Origin of the sequence: Allohoeflea poritis (assembly GCF_027889715.1) — a bacterium.
Lineage (GTDB): Bacteria > Pseudomonadota > Alphaproteobacteria > Rhizobiales > Rhizobiaceae > Hoeflea_A > Hoeflea_A poritis.
In genome coordinates this window covers 86,286-101,621 of the sequence record NZ_JAPJZH010000006.1, presented here as the reverse complement: position 1 = coordinate 101,621, position 15,336 = coordinate 86,286, and the positions used below count along the sequence as shown (strand labels likewise).

Below are 15,336 nucleotides of genomic sequence, written 5' to 3'. Positions count from 1 at the left end.
CTACTCCTCGTCTTCCGCCTCCAGGATCGCCTCGACGAGATCGTCCTTGGTCGCGCGGCTCGACACCTTCAGGCCGCGGCCCTTGGCCATGGCGAGAAGTTCCTTCTTGGTCAGCGACGCCAGGTCCTGTTCGGCAGGCTCTTGCGGATCGCCGGCTCCTTCGGCAGCGGCCGGTTGCTTGTTCGCTTCATCGTGTTCGAGGACGAGTTTCTTCAATTCGAAGGCGTTCTGGTTCTTCTTGAACGCGATTCCGCGCGAGGCTGCTTCGGCCTGCATCTGCGCTTTCGTAAAGCCTTCGAACGGATCAGGTTCTTCCTTCTCCGTGTCGGCCCCCTCCGGATCGGTCGCTGCACCGGGAACGATCGCCTTGGGCGGTGCATCGGGATCTGTTTCACCCTCGTCCGGATCAGGGTCGCCTGCATGGAAATCCTCGTCGTCATCGTCAGGAATTACGGGTGCCACGGTATCTTCCGCTGCGTCCTCGTCTTCGACCAGGCAGAAGTGTTCGACACACAGAAAGAGCCTGACGTGTTCTGGGTCATCGACCTTGGCTACGAAGCGGCCCTGATCGTCCCTTTCAAAGACGTAGGTCTTACCGGGCATGGGGTTTTCAGACGGGCCAACTTTGCACTGAATCAACGGCATGTGATTGTCTCCTTGGGATTGGGATGTTGCGGCGGCCTACTTGCCAGTAAGCCGCCGCCGTCCGATCGCCCGCATCCCACACGAGCGCTCAGGATCTGAACGCGCCGACGTGCGGCGCATCCGGTAATTCAGCCGATGACTTTCGTGATCAGCGTAATGGTGCCGGCCTGCGCGGTCGCCGCGGCGGTCGTGACCTTGAGGCCGATGGAGCGCGCCTTCTCGGCCGCGGCGATCCGGTAGGCGCCACGAAGCGTGGGACGCGCGACACCGCCGGCCTGACCAAGATCGGACGCGGCGAAGATTTCATTGCCGCAGGTACGGGCCGCGTCGTTGTCCTGCCAGTCGCCGGACATGATGCCCACATCGAACACCAGTGTGGGCGTGACATTGGAGTCGAGATCGTCACAGATCAGGACACATTCGACGAGCTTGGCATTCGGCGGAATGTGGCCCAGTTCGATGATGTCGTTGGCGGCCAGGTCCGCCAGAGCGGCATAGTCGAAACGCTGTGCGACGACTTCGCCGGCGGCGCAGGGATAGTTGACGGGAATAATGCCTTTTGCAGCGTCCCCTTGAAGAAGTGCCATATCGGTGGTCTCCGTTGGTAGGCGACGGGGCACAAGGCCCCGTCACTCAGTGGTTGGCGTTTAGGCGTTGGGGTTGGCTGCGGCGGTATCGAGCGCGACCACGCCGAAGTCACGGCTGTTGAAGGTGGCCTTCTTGGCCCCGAAAATGCAGCCCGCCGAGACGGTCAATTCATTTTCGTAGTCCTTCGATTCTTCCTTCCAGGAATAACGGCCCTTGTTGCGCTTGTCGGCAGAGCCATAGGCGATAACGCCGGCCTGGCGACCGCAGAACAGGGCACGGCCCGCAAGGACGTTGGCGCCAGCGCCGTAGTCGTTGAACCTGATCCCGTTCTTGTGCTTGTGGAGCACAACATCGTTGATCATGCCCAATCCGCCCTTGAAGATCGGGTTATTGCGGCCCTCGGCCTGCGTCGCCGCCTTCTGGATATCCAGCCAGCCGGTCGTATCCGAGGTGCGCAGGTCGTGCGCCTGGAACGGGTTCATGATGACCACGTAATGGCCCTCGCCATTGATATCGACCGGCACCATGTTGGCGTTTTCCGGGTCGACCGAGTGCATCATGTCGGCCTGGGTCGAGGCACGCTCGATCAGGTTCTTGTTCATCTTGTGGTTGGCGGTGAGGTTGGCCTTGGCCGTCGCCGGCGTCCCGCCGGTTTCGCCGTAGAGGATGTGGCCCGTGGACGGCTGCGCCAGCGCATTGCCGGCGTGGCCCGTGTAGGTCACCGCCTCATAGAAGTCCTCGTTGATGCCACGCGAACCAGAGAGATAGATGAACATGAGCTGGTCGTGATAATCCGACCAGTACTCGGACAGCTTTTCGCGGGAGATGGTGCGCAGATTGTGCACCGTGCGCTTGCGGGTCATGCGGCCGCCGGCCGATACGGCGTGCCTGGACTGGTCGATCTTGACCTCATCCGAGAAGAACCGCAGCGATTCTTCCTTGCCGGTGAGGCGCGCGTCGCCGGTCGTCGGCCGGTTGCGCAGTTTGACGGACAGATCGTAATCGATCGTGTCGCCCGCGTCCGTTTCCAGATCGGTAAGACGCTGGATAACGTTGTTCTGGCCCTGACCGACGAACTTGCGCTCAAAGTAAGCGCGCTTGACCAGATCGAGGAAGAGGAGGGTGGACCACTTTTTCGCGGCTTTCGGATCGCCGGCGGCAATGGTGGTGGGCATGACGTGACTCCAAGTCTAGTTGGAGCACGTCCTGCGCAAGATTGAATGGGCAAATAGATACAACGATCATTGCCGATTTGCAACGGTCAGGCGCAGCGCGGCTCAAGCACCCGGACGGGGCGTGTTTCACCGGTGATGCCCGCCGCTATTGGCCGGATATCGATGCCCGCCGCGATTTGCTCGATCGGCAGCCGCGTCGCGATGGCCAGTTTGACCATTCGGCCCGATTTGTCGGCGACACGGATCAGTGCCGCGTCGCCGATCTTCAGGGATTCACCGATGCGCAGTGTTTTGGAAAGCATGGCCTATCCTCGCGCCGCGTATTCTTCACGCTCTTTGTCAGACAAGCCGGCGACCGCCTTTTCATATTCCTCGCCGGACAACCGGTCGATGTGGGCGAATTTTCCGTCCTCGGTGTCGTTGATCTGCGACGCCGGGACGTTGCCCAGGGTGGGGGGCGGATCGTCCCGTTGCTTGTTTTTGTCGGGATCGTCCTTGTTGGTCGTGTCATCGCCCTTGGGCGGATGGAGCAGTTTCTGGACCTTCTGGTGGGCCTGTTCCAGAAACCTTGGATCGCGCGCATTCCCGCTGTCGACATTCATGGCGCGGACGAAACTGTCGAGCATGAGGTATGCATCGGACCCCTGGGGGTAGTCGTCCTTATGCTCGTCCATGAATGTTGTGCAGGCGTCGGTCCATTCCTTGGCGCGCGTCGCCTCCTGACCTTCGGCGAAGCGTTCGGACATTGCGGCCTGATCGATCTGGCGCTCAAGGCTTCGCTGTTCCTTCTGAAGTTCCTTTTCCTGATCCCGCTTTTCCTTGGCGGTGATCTCGCCGTCGTCGAACTTCTCGGCAAGGTCGTCGAGGCTCTTCTCGATCTCCTGCAGCCGGTCATCGGCGCCTTCGGGGGGCTTGAAGACCGGCAGGTCCTGCGCCGCAGGCTTGGGGTCGGGCTGGTGGGCAACCTTTTCGCTGCCGCTCCCCTCGTCGGTGTCGCCACCCTTATTCTCGGCGTCGTCCCCGGTCTTACCGTCTTCCTCGGCCTTCTTGGTGGCCTCGGCCGCTGCAGCGGCATCCTCGGCGGCCTTCTTTTCGGCGTCGTCCTTTGCCTTGGCTTCTGCCTCCGCTTTGGCGGCGGCTTCCGCCGCTTCCTGCGACTTTTTCTCAACCTCCGCCGCGGCAGCCTTGGCTGCATCTTCCTCGGCCTTCTGGGCCGCGGCGGCCTCGTCGTCGTCCGAACCGCCGGCCTCAAGGGCCTCGATCTCTTCGAAATTCGCAATTTCCTGATCGGTCAATTGCTTGCGATCTTCCTCGCTCAGAGCACTCTTCGTGTTCATAGGGATGCCTCGTGTCTACCCAGCTAGTGGGATGGTTTCGGGTGGCGTCTGGTGCGGTGCGGGGAGTGTGGCAATGCCGGCGGCTTGGCGCTCCTTGTCGGTGCGCGAAACCAGACCGGCTTCGTGGGTGATGTGGTCGGCAATGTCGGCGACGGCGGGATGCGCCACAACCTTGGCAGCCGCATCAAGTGCTGTGTTCTGTGCGTTGATCGTGTCGGCGACTTCGCGGCCCTGAACCTGCCTCGCCTCCGCTGCGATCTTCTCGGCGCGGGCCATGGCCTCGCGCGCCTCTCCCATGGCCTTCTCGAGCGCGGCTTGCGACATTGCCGCGTTGAATTCCTGTTCGGCGGCCTGCGCCTCTTTTTGCCGAATGGCGTCTTCGCTGTCTTCTTCCGCGTCCGGATCATTCTGGCCGTTCACCTGTCGAATACGCTTGACGATCTCCTCGCGGTTCCGGAGGTCCATCTCTTCGACGACGAGATCCAACAGCGTCATGCCGATCTCCGCCGGCATGGTCTGCAACAGGCCGAGAAGTTCGGCGACGGCTGCCTGGCGCAGGGTGCTTTGCCAGTCCGCTTCGTCGATGATGAAATCGGCCTTGGAGCGAATGATGTCATTTTCGGGCAGGCCGTCATTCACGTCGACAAAGTCCGGCTTGCCGCGCTCATCGGTGATGCGGAACGCCTTTTTATCCGACATGAACTGTTCGACATTGGAGAGTTGCTTCTCGCCCTGAAGCTGGTTGGCGAAGCGCAGATTGTCGAAGTAAAGCGATGTGGCGAGACTGCCCTGGTCCTGCCGGCGCTCGATCGCGATACCGGATACAGCGTTGGTCTTTCGGCCGAGATTTTCGTCGGTCACGCCACTGGCCGACTGTACAAGCGATATAGAACGAGACATGTAGTCGAGTTCGTACTGGCTTAGATCCCGGTCGGCGTTGATCGTGAGTTCGGAGCCTCTCTTCTTGCGAATGACGGCGTCGGGCCGGGACACCTCGTCCAGGTATTCCTCCACAGTCATGTCGTCGGCCAGCGCGTCGTCGTCCATGATCGTCTTGTTCGTCGACAGGATGTGGAGCGCCTTGGACGCGCGCTTGTTGATGTCCTCCTGGATGGACCGCAAGCGGCGGATCATGCCGTAGGGCAAGCCGTCCTTGTCGCGGCGATGACCCCAGACTGGCGTGAACGGGAACGTGTTGTGGCGGTAAGGGGAGGGCCCTTCATAGAGCAGTGCCGACGACGTGAAGATCGCCACGCGCATCCGCATGCCGACGGACTTTCGAAGCTCTGCCTCGCCGCGGTCCAGTTCTTCGCGGTGGCCCGGGCTGTGCTCGTCGAAGGTCTCGCCGGAAAATGTGCCGCCGCGAAGTCGGTCATATTTTTCGGGCGTCCTGTACCATGCCTCGATGAGCCGGACGCGGCGCCGCTCGAATCCCATGCGGTTGTGAGCGTAGGAATAGTCGTGCTCGTCGAGCGACTCCTCTTTCTCGTCCATCACGTCGTCGCCGTAATAGTCGAGTTGCAGGTAACTGGAGTCGGTCTCAGCGGATTGCTCGAGCGCACCCCTCCGTTCCGGGAACAGCGCAATCGCGACGTCCAGATCCACCCACTTCGAACGGAAGATGTAGCGCGCGTCGGACAGGTCCAATTCGTTCGCGGAACTGTCGAAGAGGATGTTGCGCCATGATTCGTGTCGCGAATAGAGCGGTTCCTTCGTCGAATCGGGTTCCCAGCCGTCTTCGATCCACCCGATGCCGACCTTGACGGCGTCCTCGAATGCCCTGGACCGATCGAACGGTGACCGGTTGACGTCGCTCAGATATTTGAGGAGTTGCGTCTTGCGCTGGGCCGGCTCGCCCTGGTCCTTGCGTCGCGGCAGGACCTTGAAATCGGTCCGGGCCCGGCGTTCGGTGCCGGTGACCCAGTCTACGGACGTCGCGATGACGTTGTAGACCAGCGGCACCTGGCCGCGTTCCTTCAGGGTAACGAGATCCTCTTCGCGCCACTGATTGTTGTCGTAGAACGCCGCGTCGAGGGCCATCTCGAGGCGGTTCTCCCGCTGGCGGTCGATCTCGCGCTCGTAATGATCGAGAAGGCGGTTCTTGAGGCGCACCATCCGTCCGCTGTCGAGGCGATGCGGCTTCTTCTCTGTCGCGTTGTCATTGACCGCAGGTTGCGGCTCATGCGCTGGTTTGACGCGCACCGACCCGTCGTCGGCTTCCAGATCAAACATCGTCGTCGATCTCCACCTCAGTCGTCTTGCCCGTCGAGTGATCAGTAATCGTCACTTCGGCGATCAAATTGCCGGGCTTGCGGCGCGAAAAAGGTGGGATGTGCAACAGATCGTCGAGATGATCGTCGATCAGTGCCTGAATTCGCAGTATGTTTTTAACCTCGTAGGGATTAATCCGCAATGCCTCGCACAATTGGAAGCAGGCCCTGGCCGCGGCCCTCGGATCTCCGGTCTCCGGCGCAAAGATGTATGCGTGCCGCTGAAACACGATCGCCGGCACCGTGTGATCGTTCGTTTCTTCGCCGCTTCGGGTGAGGACAAGACATTCCTCGGGCCCATCCTGCGTATGCAGCCATGTGAAGATCAAGGTGAACTCGCTGAGTTCGCGCTTTGTGTGGTAGTCGTCGAGATCCAGTTTCATGCTGCCATACCGCTCTTGTTACGGCGTTTCGGGCGGCTGCGCCCGTCCGGGTTGTGCCGCAGGTTGTGTCTGTATTGGGCGTGCTGTCGCAGGGCGTCCGGGGCGTGCTGGTGGCCGTTCTTTGCGTAGATCGACGTGTAGCGCCCGTGCTTCTCGTCCCAGACCTTCGAATAGCCGTCGAGGTGCTTGATTCCGTCAGCGCAATTCTCCTCGTCGAACCGGTAGGTCGGGAACGCGGTGCGCAACTGCTCGACACCCTGCGTGTATTCGGCGATGCGTGGCACGGTGATTATGTTGCGGAGTTTCAGACCCTCGAGGATATCCTTTGCCGTGTTTATCCGGTGCTCGCCCTGGATGCGGTTGTCGGCATCGTGCGGGACCAGATGGTGTGAGTAGACGTGGTATCCCTCCTGCATCAACAAGCCGACATAGTACGAATAGTGCTCGCCGGATCCCTCGAAGTAATTGATCCAATCCACCCAGGGCCCGTTTTCCTGACCGACCCAAATGCACATGTCGTCGTTGGTGCCGATGTCCCAAACGGTAAGGACCGGAAGATCGGGCCGGTACGGCAATTTGAGTATGCGGTTTTCGTTCCGCGCCGCGGCCATCTGTTTCGCGAGCCACTTGCCCTCTGACGCGACGGAGAAGGCTTCCTCGAGCGTCGAGGGGTACTGCGAGAACATCTTGTTTTGATCGCCGGCAAACGCATTGTCGCGCGTCAGGACGTACCAGGCGCGTTTCCGCTTCGATATCTTCCGTCCGATCAAACCTTCGATGCGGTAGAAATATGCGTTGTCGGCCTTTGAGATCGGCACGCCTTCCGGGTCGGCCTCATACTCAGGCGCGTCCCACCACGATGCGAAATGCAATTTGTATTGCTGCTTGTGAAGTTTCCGGCCGGACTGCTGGTGCTTCTGCGCCACCTTGACCATTTCGGAGAACGCGTCGTCCGGCGACTCCACCGTCGATTCGATGACGATCACACCGTTCTTGTCGACCGTGGGCAGTGCGCCAGTGACAATCTCGTGCACCTTCTGCGGAAAGCGCTTGGCCACCGATCCGAGCTCGGAGACGTGAAGATATTGAAGCGTGCCACCGCGAGCCGACGTCGCGACATAGAGAAAGGACTCGTTGGCCCAGTTGTACTCCGACTCGGTCTTTTTGGTGAGCGGATTGGCCTCTTGTATCGCGCCTGGCATCCGGTCCCAGGCGAATTTAATCTTGTCGCGAAAGATCTTCGTCGACGTGTTGAGATCCTGGGCGATGATTGCCGCTGCTGTGTTTGGCACAAATATGCAGGCATCGAGTTCTACAAGCTGCACGACGGTGGAAAAACCGCGCTGGCGAGCCTTCGGAATGATGTTGCGGTACCAGATCTCGTTGAGGAATTTCAGTTGTTCTGACCACGGGTGAAACGGAACCGCATTGCCGTCCTTGTCGCGGACCCAATAGAGGTTATTCAGCCGCCACATCGGATCGCTGCACAACTCGAGCAGCTTGCCTTCCTTGATCTGGTTGATCCTGCCGTGGTCTGTAACGGCCATCAGACACACTCGCGACCTGGGCTTATGTGGGAACCTCCGCGAATCACGAATTGATTCCTTCATGAACATGACGCGGCACCCTGCGAACAGCGAACTGCTGGCCACTCGTTCCCCAAGTGTCGGGCTCTGCATCGTTGAGGAAGTATTCCCTCGTCACGCCGTGCACGCCCAAACGGCAAAGCCGGTCGAGGGCCGTGTCCAGGCTTGCCGAGAGATGATGTTCGAGGACGTCGCGCAGTTCCTTCTGCAATTCGTGCATGTCTGGGGCGATCGGGATATCAAAGGCAGGCGATATCACGACGCTGACCAAGAGCCGGTTCTGATTTGTGAGCCTCTTCAAATCGCGCGCGCAGGTCTCGGCCGCCTCCACCGCCTGGTTTACTTGGTCAAGTTGGTCCAGTTTCACGACGACTCTCCTTGATCTTCCGCTGCGATAAGCACTTTGTAGTCGTCCAGGATCTGGCCCAGGACAGACTGCTGCATCTTTCGCAACTCGGTCATTTCGGGTGATGACTTGATGACGCCGCCCAGGATCTTGCGCATGTTGTCGGCCTTCTCGCCGATGATGCCGGCGATGCAGTCCCTGCATTCGATGAGGCTGTGGCGGCGGTTGGCTATTGGGCGCGTCTTGCTCATGGCACCATCTCGCTACTCACGATTGTCATGCGGCTCTCCTGGCTTCACGGGCGGCCATGAGTTCGGCGTAGCGGGCATGAATGGATGCGGCGTCCCTGTAGTCCGCCTCGAAGCCGACGAGGGCAGAGACCTGACGGCGCACGTGGGCGAGGATTTCCGCTTCGCTGTCGGTCAGCATGCGGACAGGCCAGCCCTTCACATAACGCATCTCCTTGGTGATCCGCGCCTCCGCCGCCGCGCGGCTTTCGGACTTGCGCTTTGCTGCGGCCAGTCCGATCCGCTGCATCCCGGAAAGCAGATGCGGGGCGACATCGCCGAGCCAGCGGCCGCTCTGGAACGCGAAGGTGCTGCGAATTTCCAGATCCACCATGCGGCGATAGATCGGATGGCTTTCCTCTTGTGCGGCGGCGGCTGTCAGGTCCTGCAGGTTCGACATGATGCAGAACCTGCACGAGACGCGCGACAGCCCGAACTCACGATAGGCGGGATGCGCGGCAAGGCCGCAGTCGTGGATGAAGGAAAACACCTGCTCGACCGTCCAGTCGGCGATGGGCCGCCAGTTCCATGACTTGCCGTCCGGCTCGGCGCTGGCGACCGGCTGGCGGGCACGCGCCGCGCTTTCCTGCCGGCGAACGCCGGTCACGTTGACATAGGCCTGCCCCTTGAAGCGGCGGCGCAGTTCGGCGCGGATGATATGGGTCTTGAGCTCCGATGTGCAGAACCGCAGGGCCGGGGTCGACCACGGAAGGATCAGCGTCACCGTCTCGAGATTGGCGTAGCGCCTGACGCTCGATTCCCAGCGGCCTTCCCACCGGTCCATCATGTCGCCGGCGCGCCGCTTCACCACGATCAGCTCGACGCCCAGATGCTCGGCGAGGCGTTCGCACACCGGAAGCGAGTCGCGCCACTCGACGGAACCGAGATCGCTGTGAACCAGAACGCGCGGGCCGGAATGGCCGATGCGATCCAGATGGCGCATGGTCGCGAGCGCCGCGGCCTGGCTGTCCTTGCCGCCCGACACGCCGATGGCGACCGGTGCGCCCGACGCCAGCAACGCGTCGACTTCCGAAGTTGATGCAATGTTCATCGCTTCGGTTCGCATAATCGCTACCTCTTCCCGGTCAGCGCGTACCGGTAGTCTTCTTCGCGCTGCGGCGCCTCGTAGTTCTCGTCCTGGTACTCGAATACGGTCTTGATGGCCTTCGCCGCCTCGTCGACGTAGTCCGGCCACTGGCACTCTGTATCTGCGATTGCCCGCGCGACGCGCTCGATGAGTTCTCCGTTGATTTCAGCCATCGAACTTCTTCTCCGGTTCGATGCCGATGGCTCGGAGTGCTACATCACAACAACCGGAATCCGCCGGGATGTAATAGTTGTATGCCGCCGTGAAAATCGTCACCTGTCCCAGGATATGTCCGTCGTTATCCTGGCGGTCGTCTACCGTGCCAGTGACACAGGCCGGATCGACCCACTTGCCCGGCATAAGTTCAACGAACCTCGTCACGGCGTTTTCTCCTCACGCTTGTTCCACGGCTTGAAAGAGAGCAGGTCCTCAATCGCCGGCCATGCGCCTTCGAACTGGACCGCGCGGTCGTCGATCGTCACGAATGCGGGTGGCTTTTCGGTTGGGAAGTCGATGCGTTTCACGGCCTTCTTAGAGCGGATGAACGCCTGATCACCGGGAACACCGGCCTTCTGAAAATACTCCTGGTAGTGAAGGCGTAGCCACGTTTTCATGGCGCCTATGCCGTTTGGCTGCCCAGACCGCGAAGAGAAGATGCAGACATCGAAATCCTGTTGCGCTTCTTGGATGAAGGTAAGCGCGCCAGGCACGGGCGGATCTGCCACGTCGTGAGCTCCGGTCCACCCACTTGTGTAGCTGTGGATCACCCCGTCGAAGTCCAGGCAAAGGATCGGCTTGCGTTTCTCAGGCATAGCGCCACCCTTTCGTCGGGTGATATCGCATCGGTTTCCCGTTCCGGATCCTGCGGCGGTTCCAGTGCTTCACCGCCCTCCGGCGCTTCGCCTGGCGCTTCATGGCTGCGCGTCGCAATGGTTCCTTGAACCACTCTTCGAGGATGACGCCGCCCAGAGGTGCGAAGCGCTTTCGGATGATCTCATCGACCTCATGCGCCGGTTGATCGCCGTGCTTGCGTATGAGGTCGTTGACGATTTTCGCTCTGAGATCCATGGCGAGGAATCAGGCTACGTCGTCGGTTGCGAGGACAGCAGCCCGTTCTGGCCTTTCGATGGCCGCCTCAAGCCGAACTCTCTCGTGAGCCAGATCGCGGATCAGGCGGTTAAACGTAACCGCCGCGCGGTCGAGGCGCGTCAGCACACTGCTGTCACCGACTTCCTTCAGGCCGACGGATTCCGCATCAGCCGGCGGCTGTTGCCCTGCAATACGGTCAACCGCTGACCGGATCTGGTTCGTCTCGGACTGCAACCTGTCAACATCGCAATCGATCCGCGCGAGAAGGTTTTCAAGGTTGATTGATTCCGGAGTTTTATCCACGTTCGTTCTCCTATCGGTTCATTTTGAGGACGTGTCTGGTGATGCTGCGCATGTCCTCGAGATGCGCTTGCAGGTGTCTTTCGTCCTGCGCCTTTGACGGCCGTAAGCCGTATTCCCAACCAGCATCCATGATGGCCTGCATGAAGCCGACAGCATCCGGGCCGATGATCGCCGTGTTGAATTCCGTGGCCGGTACGAAGTTGTCGCGGGGATGATCCTCAAACTGGATTTTTGTAACGATCGACATCGTGTTTCCGGTGATCCTGGCGATCCGAAGTTTTGGGCCGTTGATGTCCAGGCTTGATAAAAACGCGTTTGCTCGCCACTCCATGATTATCCCTCGCTCGGTCGGATTGACTTGCCGCTGATCTGCTCAAAGAACTGCCGCAGCTTTTCGCTCGCGTCGTGCTCGACACGCTCCTTGAAAGCACCGACGCTGATGTGCTTGCCGATCATGTCGATGCGCTTGATCCGGTCGGAGATCTTGATCTTGCTGACTTTGACTGTTCCTAGGACCGCTTTTTCGGTCACCTCGCCACCTTCTTCGTCCTGGGTAAGCGCCACCTTGTGTTCGACTTCGATTCCCGACACCAAACCCATGCGCCAAATCTTCGGCCATTCGTGCACCGGCTTGAGCGTGCCGTCCTCGTTGTAGATATCGGCGATATCGGCCTCGGCCTCCTGAAGGAGACGCTGCAGCACCCAGTCGGCCTCGGCGTCGACGCGTTTTAGGCGCGCGTCTTGCGCCTCCTCTATTGCTTTTTGGATTTCAACATTTTTCAACAGGCGCTGGCCCTGCGAATAGGCGGTCTTTTTGCTGTAACCGGTGCGCAACGCGGCCTGCGTCGCGTTCATGTCCTTAAGATATTCGGTCACGAACAGCTTCTGCTTGTCGTTCAGCGGTTTTTTCGCCGCTTTCGCCATCAGGACCTCTTCACAAATCCGTCGAGCGCGGCGCGTTCGGAGTGCGTTCCTGTACCGGCGGCTTTCTTGCGATGGTAGGCGCAATAGGAGCCGCCATTGCCGGCGCCGTGCAGCCTGTCCGCATCGGGCTCTTGAACAGACGCGCCGCAGCACATCATGTCGGCGCCGACCTTGTTGTCCAACGGCCAAAGGCAGCGCCGCTCCCTGTTGCTGATCAGTTCCAGGAAGGTGGCCGGCTTTGACTCCAGGACTGCGTCCTCGTTCTTGTTCTTCGGTCCGGCCATGGCGTTCAGTTTGATCGTGTGTTCTGGTTTCGGAAAACTGCTGATGTGCGGTATTTGCGACGGGGTTTCCGCCAGGCGCTGCCGCACTCTTCGTGTCGCATGGGACGAACGCCCGATTGTTATCTGGCGCCGGACCTCTGCAATCGTGATCTCGAGCTCGTCTGCGATCTCCGGAACGCTCCGCCCTTCTGCGTCGAGAAGTTCGACGGCGCGCGAGATGCGGTTCTCGTCCCAGTTTTGTACTTCCATATTCAGCCCTCCTCTGGCGCCATGCCCAACGCGTGCAGGTAGGTATCGAGGAGTGCTTCCTCCTCGGCCCGCTCGTTCGGGTCTAGTTTTCGGATTGCGATGACCTTGCGCAGGACCTTGGTGTCAAAGCCGAAGCTTTTGGCCTCGCCGTAGACTTCCTTGATGTCCTCGGCGATGGTCTTCTTTTCCTCGTCCAGGCGCTCTATGCGCTCGACATAGGACCGAAGTTGATCGCGAGCCACGCTGTGGGCCTGCGCCTCACCGGTCTCGGTTGCCTTGAACATCGGTGTGCCGGTCTCTGCAGGTGCCTCGCCGGTTGCCTCCGCCGCCGCCGATGCGGCTGCCGCGCGAATTGCCTTGGCCTTTGCCATTATGCGACCCTCGATGGTGGAAACCTTCGATCACGGCGGATTTCGCCGGAATCGAGCGTGCTGCGATAAATCACCTCGCCAAGCGCAGCGCGGGTATGCTCAAGCCAGGCGTCCCACTCTTCGCGATCCGGGGTGATGACGAACAAGCCGTCCTTGTCGAATTCAGGACAGCCGTTCAGATCGCGGTAAAGCCGCTCGGTCAGGTAGACGATCAGTTTCGGTAGCCGGTCCTGGCGCTTGCATCGCTCGACGTAGGTGGCGATGAACTGTGTCGCCATGGCGCGATCCATGTCTGACGGAAGTTTGTCGAAGATGCTGCGGGCGATGTCTTTGCGTTCAGGGCGATATGGGTGCGGTACCGCGCGCCACATCGTCTCGAAATCACTCAGATTAAGATTGTGTGTTTTGTTATTTTTATTATTGGGTGGGATGTTTCTTTTGTATGTGTCGGACTTTCCCACGTCCGGCAAACCCACGTCCGGTGAAGCCGGAACTGGATGACCCATTTCCGTATTTCCCGTAACTGGGCCGTCCACTTCCGTGTAATCCGCAAATGGCAACAGTCCGGGAATCGCATCGCCGTAGACGACATATTCGAACTCGGTGAATTGGCCACCCTTGCTTCGGCGTTTCTCTCGGCTGATGTAGCCGCGCTCACAAAGCAGTTTCAGGATCTTGTAGACCCGGTCGCGGCCCGTGTTCGGTCGACCGGTCCTGGTTCTGCCACCGGCATTGATGAGATTGTTGACGTTGACTTCCCAGTCCGGTGGCTTCGCCAGCAGGTAGAGCATCATGCCACGCGCATCGAATGGCAGCTCTTCATCATCAGCCAGTAGGTTGGAGATCGGCGTAAAACCGCTGCTCATCGTCCGTCGAACTATCGGCATGTCCTACGCCTCGGTCTTTGTGTCTGCGGCCTGGCGAGCGGCCTGCGCCCCTCGACAATGGCCATCGCCTCGCGGTCTTCGGGCGACGAATCACTCATACAGTTGCGGTATCGCCTTGCTCGCTCGCCAGTTCCGGTGTGACGACGGGTTTCTGCCGCCAAAGATCGGGCGGAAGAACGATGTTCCGGCTGGCGAAAAATTGCTGGTCACGGTTGAAGTTGGCGGCGGGGAAATACTCGCGCCGCAACGCATCGCTCGTCTCGCCCGGCGTGTACGGGGTTTCGGCGACAAACTCCTTCCGGCCACCGAAGTGGTCGACCAGTTCTCTCACGGAATTGAGTTCAGTTTTGTCCATTGCCTTTAAATCAATAGGCAAAATGCCAACATTAAGCAATAGGCATATAAGCAATGGTATTGGTGATCGGACAATGCAGAATCCTCACACCATGTCGAACGAGAAGAATCAGAGCGTTGCGCGGCCCAATTTAATGGCCGACTACCCGAGCGAACTCGGGGACCGTCTGCTGCTTCTTCGATTGGCGATGGGCTTTGATCAGCAGCGTGCGTTTGCCACGCAATGCGACATCGAGCCGGCGGATTTCAACAAGTATGAAAAAGGGCGCCGATCGCTCCCATCGGGCGCGGCGCTCAAGATCCGCCGGCGCTGGCACGTATCCCTGGACTGGCTCTATCTCGGCTCGGATGCCGGTATGGCGTGGGAAGTCAGGGAAAAGTTGCTGGCGGCCCTTACCGATTTCCAGGGTAAATCTGCGTAACGTTCTCGCCTGGCTTCTGGGGATCGTCTTTGTCGATTGGCTCGGCATGCGTTCCGACGGTCAGCACCATCTCGCGCGCCATATCCAGTACCTTCGTAGCGTCATCGTCGTTCTCTGGCAGATCCGCGACGATACGCGCGGCCCAGCGGTTTAGCATCGACTTTTTCAGCTTTTCATTTTGAGCATCCATTCTCGGTTTGCAGCCTTATTTTGAAGGTGTCGGCAGCGATACACTTTCCGCGAGTAGTCTACCTGTTGATAACTTGGCACGCAAATATTGGCAGAATGCCAATAAAGAGGCTTGAAAGATTGGCAAAATGCCAATATTGTTTCCCTGCACTTGGGGAAATGGATATGCTTTCGATACAGCCTGCGGATTTCACTGAAGAATCTACACATTCCAGCGCCGCCGATTCGGCGTGTCTTGTGGAAGCCCTCGATCGGTGGGGGCACTGGAACATCGACCGACCGCCCTGTGACGTCACCAATTGTGACGAGGCGGACCGGCGGTTGGCCGATGATTTCCGCTGCCTGATTGGTCTCACGACCAACAAGCAGTTTCATTGGATCGAAAAGCGGCTTTCCAGCGAGCTGATGTCGGGCCTGTCTGACGAAGTGCGTCAGGCTTACACCGGCGTCCTGCTCAAATGGTGGTTCGACATCCGCAACAAGAAGCTCACCCAAAAACGGGCTCGCTCGCGACCATTTCCCAAGAGTGTCGTTTGAGCGTCAGCGGCCCGGGACAATGC

General features: G+C 59.7%; 24 protein-coding genes. 3 read left to right on the top strand and 21 right to left on the bottom strand.

The window, feature by feature from the left end:
* From OOZ53_RS11320 to OOZ53_RS11255, 14 genes are all read right to left on the bottom strand, one after another.
* Complete coding sequence (locus tag OOZ53_RS11320; protein ID WP_271089654.1) at nucleotides 1-603, bottom strand: Rho termination factor N-terminal domain-containing protein; 603 nt, start codon at nucleotides 601-603, stop codon at nucleotides 1-3.
* Between the two features lie 170 nt (nucleotides 604-773).
* Entirely contained in the window at nucleotides 774-1,232 is a 459-nt protein-coding gene (locus OOZ53_RS11315; protein ID WP_271089653.1) for a hypothetical protein, read from the bottom strand.
* Nucleotides 1,233-1,292: 60 nt separating this feature from the next.
* Entirely contained in the window at nucleotides 1,293-2,408 is a 1,116-nt protein-coding gene (locus OOZ53_RS11310; RefSeq protein WP_271089652.1) for a N4-gp56 family major capsid protein, read from the bottom strand.
* Between the two features lie 86 nt (nucleotides 2,409-2,494).
* The gene (locus OOZ53_RS11305; protein WP_271089651.1) at nucleotides 2,495-2,710 is read right to left on the bottom strand and encodes a hypothetical protein; all 216 of its coding nucleotides are present in this window, start codon (nucleotides 2,708-2,710) and stop codon (nucleotides 2,495-2,497) included.
* A 3-nt stretch (nucleotides 2,711-2,713) separates the two neighbouring features.
* Nucleotides 2,714-3,745, bottom strand: a complete 1,032-nt coding sequence (locus OOZ53_RS11300; RefSeq protein ID WP_271089650.1) for a hypothetical protein — start codon at nucleotides 3,743-3,745, stop codon at nucleotides 2,714-2,716.
* A 15-nt stretch (nucleotides 3,746-3,760) separates the two neighbouring features.
* Nucleotides 3,761-5,977: a portal protein gene (locus OOZ53_RS11295; protein WP_271089649.1), complete on the bottom strand. Its 2,217-nt coding sequence runs from the start codon at nucleotides 5,975-5,977 to the stop codon at nucleotides 3,761-3,763.
* Complete coding sequence (locus OOZ53_RS11290; protein WP_271089648.1) at nucleotides 5,970-6,398, bottom strand: hypothetical protein; 429 nt, start codon at nucleotides 6,396-6,398, stop codon at nucleotides 5,970-5,972. Before OOZ53_RS11290 ends, OOZ53_RS11295 begins: the two co-directional genes overlap by 8 nt.
* Nucleotides 6,395-7,945 carry a hypothetical protein gene (locus OOZ53_RS11285; RefSeq protein ID WP_271089647.1) on the bottom strand — a complete coding sequence of 517 codons (1,551 nt, stop codon included), beginning with the start codon at nucleotides 7,943-7,945 and terminating at the stop codon, nucleotides 6,395-6,397. The genes OOZ53_RS11290 and OOZ53_RS11285 overlap by 4 nt, the downstream gene beginning before the upstream one ends.
* A gap of 43 nt (nucleotides 7,946-7,988) precedes the next feature.
* A complete protein-coding gene (locus OOZ53_RS11280; RefSeq protein ID WP_271089646.1) occupies nucleotides 7,989-8,351 on the bottom strand; it encodes a hypothetical protein in 363 nt (120 codons plus the stop codon).
* On the bottom strand, nucleotides 8,348-8,581 hold the full coding sequence (locus OOZ53_RS11275; protein WP_271089645.1) for a hypothetical protein: 234 nt from the start codon (nucleotides 8,579-8,581) through the stop codon (nucleotides 8,348-8,350). Before OOZ53_RS11275 ends, OOZ53_RS11280 begins: the two co-directional genes overlap by 4 nt.
* Before the next feature lie 25 nt (nucleotides 8,582-8,606).
* Entirely contained in the window at nucleotides 8,607-9,668 is a 1,062-nt protein-coding gene (locus OOZ53_RS11270) for a phosphoadenosine phosphosulfate reductase family protein (RefSeq protein WP_271089644.1), read from the bottom strand.
* Nucleotides 9,669-9,688: 20 nt separating this feature from the next.
* Nucleotides 9,689-9,877, bottom strand: coding sequence for a hypothetical protein (locus tag OOZ53_RS11265; RefSeq protein WP_271089643.1), 189 nt, complete (start codon nucleotides 9,875-9,877; stop codon nucleotides 9,689-9,691).
* Entirely contained in the window at nucleotides 9,870-10,085 is a 216-nt protein-coding gene (locus OOZ53_RS11260; RefSeq protein ID WP_271089642.1) for a hypothetical protein, read from the bottom strand. Before OOZ53_RS11260 ends, OOZ53_RS11265 begins: the two co-directional genes overlap by 8 nt.
* Nucleotides 10,082-10,516 (bottom strand): hypothetical protein, encoded by a 435-nt coding sequence (locus OOZ53_RS11255; RefSeq protein WP_271089641.1) that lies wholly within the window; start codon nucleotides 10,514-10,516, stop codon nucleotides 10,082-10,084. The genes OOZ53_RS11260 and OOZ53_RS11255 overlap by 4 nt, the downstream gene beginning before the upstream one ends.
* Nucleotides 10,517-10,580: 64 nt before the next feature.
* Between OOZ53_RS11255 and OOZ53_RS11250 the strand changes: the two genes are divergently transcribed.
* Nucleotides 10,581-11,000, top strand: coding sequence for a hypothetical protein (locus OOZ53_RS11250; protein ID WP_271089640.1), 420 nt, complete (start codon nucleotides 10,581-10,583; stop codon nucleotides 10,998-11,000).
* A 106-nt stretch (nucleotides 11,001-11,106) separates the two neighbouring features.
* On the opposite strand, the gene OOZ53_RS11245 is transcribed toward OOZ53_RS11250, so the two are convergent.
* The 6 genes from OOZ53_RS11245 to OOZ53_RS11220 form a co-directional block, all read right to left on the bottom strand.
* Nucleotides 11,107-11,343 carry a hypothetical protein gene (locus OOZ53_RS11245; protein ID WP_271089639.1) on the bottom strand — a complete coding sequence of 79 codons (237 nt, stop codon included), beginning with the start codon at nucleotides 11,341-11,343 and terminating at the stop codon, nucleotides 11,107-11,109.
* 86 nt (nucleotides 11,344-11,429) lie between these two features.
* Nucleotides 11,430-12,020: a terminase small subunit gene (locus tag OOZ53_RS11240; protein ID WP_271089638.1), complete on the bottom strand. Its 591-nt coding sequence runs from the start codon at nucleotides 12,018-12,020 to the stop codon at nucleotides 11,430-11,432.
* Nucleotides 12,020-12,553: a GcrA family cell cycle regulator gene (locus OOZ53_RS11235; protein ID WP_271089636.1), complete on the bottom strand. Its 534-nt coding sequence runs from the start codon at nucleotides 12,551-12,553 to the stop codon at nucleotides 12,020-12,022. The genes OOZ53_RS11240 and OOZ53_RS11235 overlap by 1 nt, the downstream gene beginning before the upstream one ends.
* A 2-nt stretch (nucleotides 12,554-12,555) precedes the next feature.
* Nucleotides 12,556-12,837, bottom strand: a complete 282-nt coding sequence (locus tag OOZ53_RS11230; RefSeq protein WP_271089875.1) for a DUF2312 domain-containing protein — start codon at nucleotides 12,835-12,837, stop codon at nucleotides 12,556-12,558.
* 86 nt (nucleotides 12,838-12,923) lie between these two features.
* Nucleotides 12,924-13,790, bottom strand: coding sequence for a hypothetical protein (locus OOZ53_RS11225; RefSeq protein ID WP_271089635.1), 867 nt, complete (start codon nucleotides 13,788-13,790; stop codon nucleotides 12,924-12,926).
* 115 nt (nucleotides 13,791-13,905) lie between these two features.
* Complete coding sequence (locus OOZ53_RS11220; RefSeq protein ID WP_271089633.1) at nucleotides 13,906-14,166, bottom strand: hypothetical protein; 261 nt, start codon at nucleotides 14,164-14,166, stop codon at nucleotides 13,906-13,908.
* A gap of 91 nt (nucleotides 14,167-14,257) precedes the next feature.
* On the opposite strand from OOZ53_RS11220, the gene OOZ53_RS11215 reads away from it, so the two are divergent.
* Nucleotides 14,258-14,587 (top strand): helix-turn-helix domain-containing protein, encoded by a 330-nt coding sequence (locus tag OOZ53_RS11215; protein WP_271089631.1) that lies wholly within the window; start codon nucleotides 14,258-14,260, stop codon nucleotides 14,585-14,587.
* Here OOZ53_RS11215 and OOZ53_RS11210 read toward each other — a convergent pair.
* Nucleotides 14,559-14,777 carry a hypothetical protein gene (locus OOZ53_RS11210; RefSeq protein WP_271089630.1) on the bottom strand — a complete coding sequence of 73 codons (219 nt, stop codon included), beginning with the start codon at nucleotides 14,775-14,777 and terminating at the stop codon, nucleotides 14,559-14,561. The two genes, OOZ53_RS11215 and OOZ53_RS11210, sit on opposite strands and share 29 nt — an antisense overlap.
* Before the next feature lie 164 nt (nucleotides 14,778-14,941).
* Between OOZ53_RS11210 and OOZ53_RS11205 the strand changes: the two genes are divergently transcribed.
* A complete protein-coding gene (locus OOZ53_RS11205) occupies nucleotides 14,942-15,313 on the top strand; it encodes a hypothetical protein (protein ID WP_271089629.1) in 372 nt (123 codons plus the stop codon).
* Nucleotides 15,314-15,336: the final 23 nt, after the last annotated feature.

Coding starts and splice junctions, on each gene's coding strand:
- OOZ53_RS11320 (WP_271089654.1), bottom strand. CDS start 603: ATGCCCGGTAAGACCTACGTCTTTGAAAGGGACGATCAGGGCCGCTTC.
- OOZ53_RS11315 (WP_271089653.1), bottom strand. CDS start 1,232: ATGGCACTTCTTCAAGGGGACGCTGCAAAAGGCATTATTCCCGTCAAC.
- OOZ53_RS11310 (WP_271089652.1), bottom strand. CDS start 2,408: ATGCCCACCACCATTGCCGCCGGCGATCCGAAAGCCGCGAAAAAGTGG.
- OOZ53_RS11305 (WP_271089651.1), bottom strand. CDS start 2,710: ATGCTTTCCAAAACACTGCGCATCGGTGAATCCCTGAAGATCGGCGAC.
- OOZ53_RS11300 (WP_271089650.1), bottom strand. CDS start 3,745: ATGAACACGAAGAGTGCTCTGAGCGAGGAAGATCGCAAGCAATTGACC.
- OOZ53_RS11295 (WP_271089649.1), bottom strand. CDS start 5,977: ATGTTTGATCTGGAAGCCGACGACGGGTCGGTGCGCGTCAAACCAGCG.
- OOZ53_RS11290 (WP_271089648.1), bottom strand. CDS start 6,398: ATGAAACTGGATCTCGACGACTACCACACAAAGCGCGAACTCAGCGAG.
- OOZ53_RS11285 (WP_271089647.1), bottom strand. CDS start 7,945: ATGGCCGTTACAGACCACGGCAGGATCAACCAGATCAAGGAAGGCAAG.
- OOZ53_RS11275 (WP_271089645.1), bottom strand. CDS start 8,581: ATGAGCAAGACGCGCCCAATAGCCAACCGCCGCCACAGCCTCATCGAA.
- OOZ53_RS11270 (WP_271089644.1), bottom strand. CDS start 9,668: ATGAACATTGCATCAACTTCGGAAGTCGACGCGTTGCTGGCGTCGGGC.
- OOZ53_RS11265 (WP_271089643.1), bottom strand. CDS start 9,877: ATGGCTGAAATCAACGGAGAACTCATCGAGCGCGTCGCGCGGGCAATC.
- OOZ53_RS11255 (WP_271089641.1), bottom strand. CDS start 10,516: ATGCCTGAGAAACGCAAGCCGATCCTTTGCCTGGACTTCGACGGGGTG.
- OOZ53_RS11245 (WP_271089639.1), bottom strand. CDS start 11,343: ATGTCGATCGTTACAAAAATCCAGTTTGAGGATCATCCCCGCGACAAC.
- OOZ53_RS11240 (WP_271089638.1), bottom strand. CDS start 12,020: ATGGCGAAAGCGGCGAAAAAACCGCTGAACGACAAGCAGAAGCTGTTC.
- OOZ53_RS11235 (WP_271089636.1), bottom strand. CDS start 12,553: ATGGAAGTACAAAACTGGGACGAGAACCGCATCTCGCGCGCCGTCGAA.
- OOZ53_RS11230 (WP_271089875.1), bottom strand. CDS start 12,837: ATGTTCAAGGCAACCGAGACCGGTGAGGCGCAGGCCCACAGCGTGGCT.
- OOZ53_RS11225 (WP_271089635.1), bottom strand. CDS start 13,790: ATGAGCAGCGGTTTTACGCCGATCTCCAACCTACTGGCTGATGATGAA.
- OOZ53_RS11220 (WP_271089633.1), bottom strand. CDS start 14,166: ATGGACAAAACTGAACTCAATTCCGTGAGAGAACTGGTCGACCACTTC.
- OOZ53_RS11215 (WP_271089631.1), top strand. CDS start 14,258: ATGTCGAACGAGAAGAATCAGAGCGTTGCGCGGCCCAATTTAATGGCC.
- OOZ53_RS11210 (WP_271089630.1), bottom strand. CDS start 14,777: ATGGATGCTCAAAATGAAAAGCTGAAAAAGTCGATGCTAAACCGCTGG.
- OOZ53_RS11205 (WP_271089629.1), top strand. CDS start 14,942: ATGCTTTCGATACAGCCTGCGGATTTCACTGAAGAATCTACACATTCC.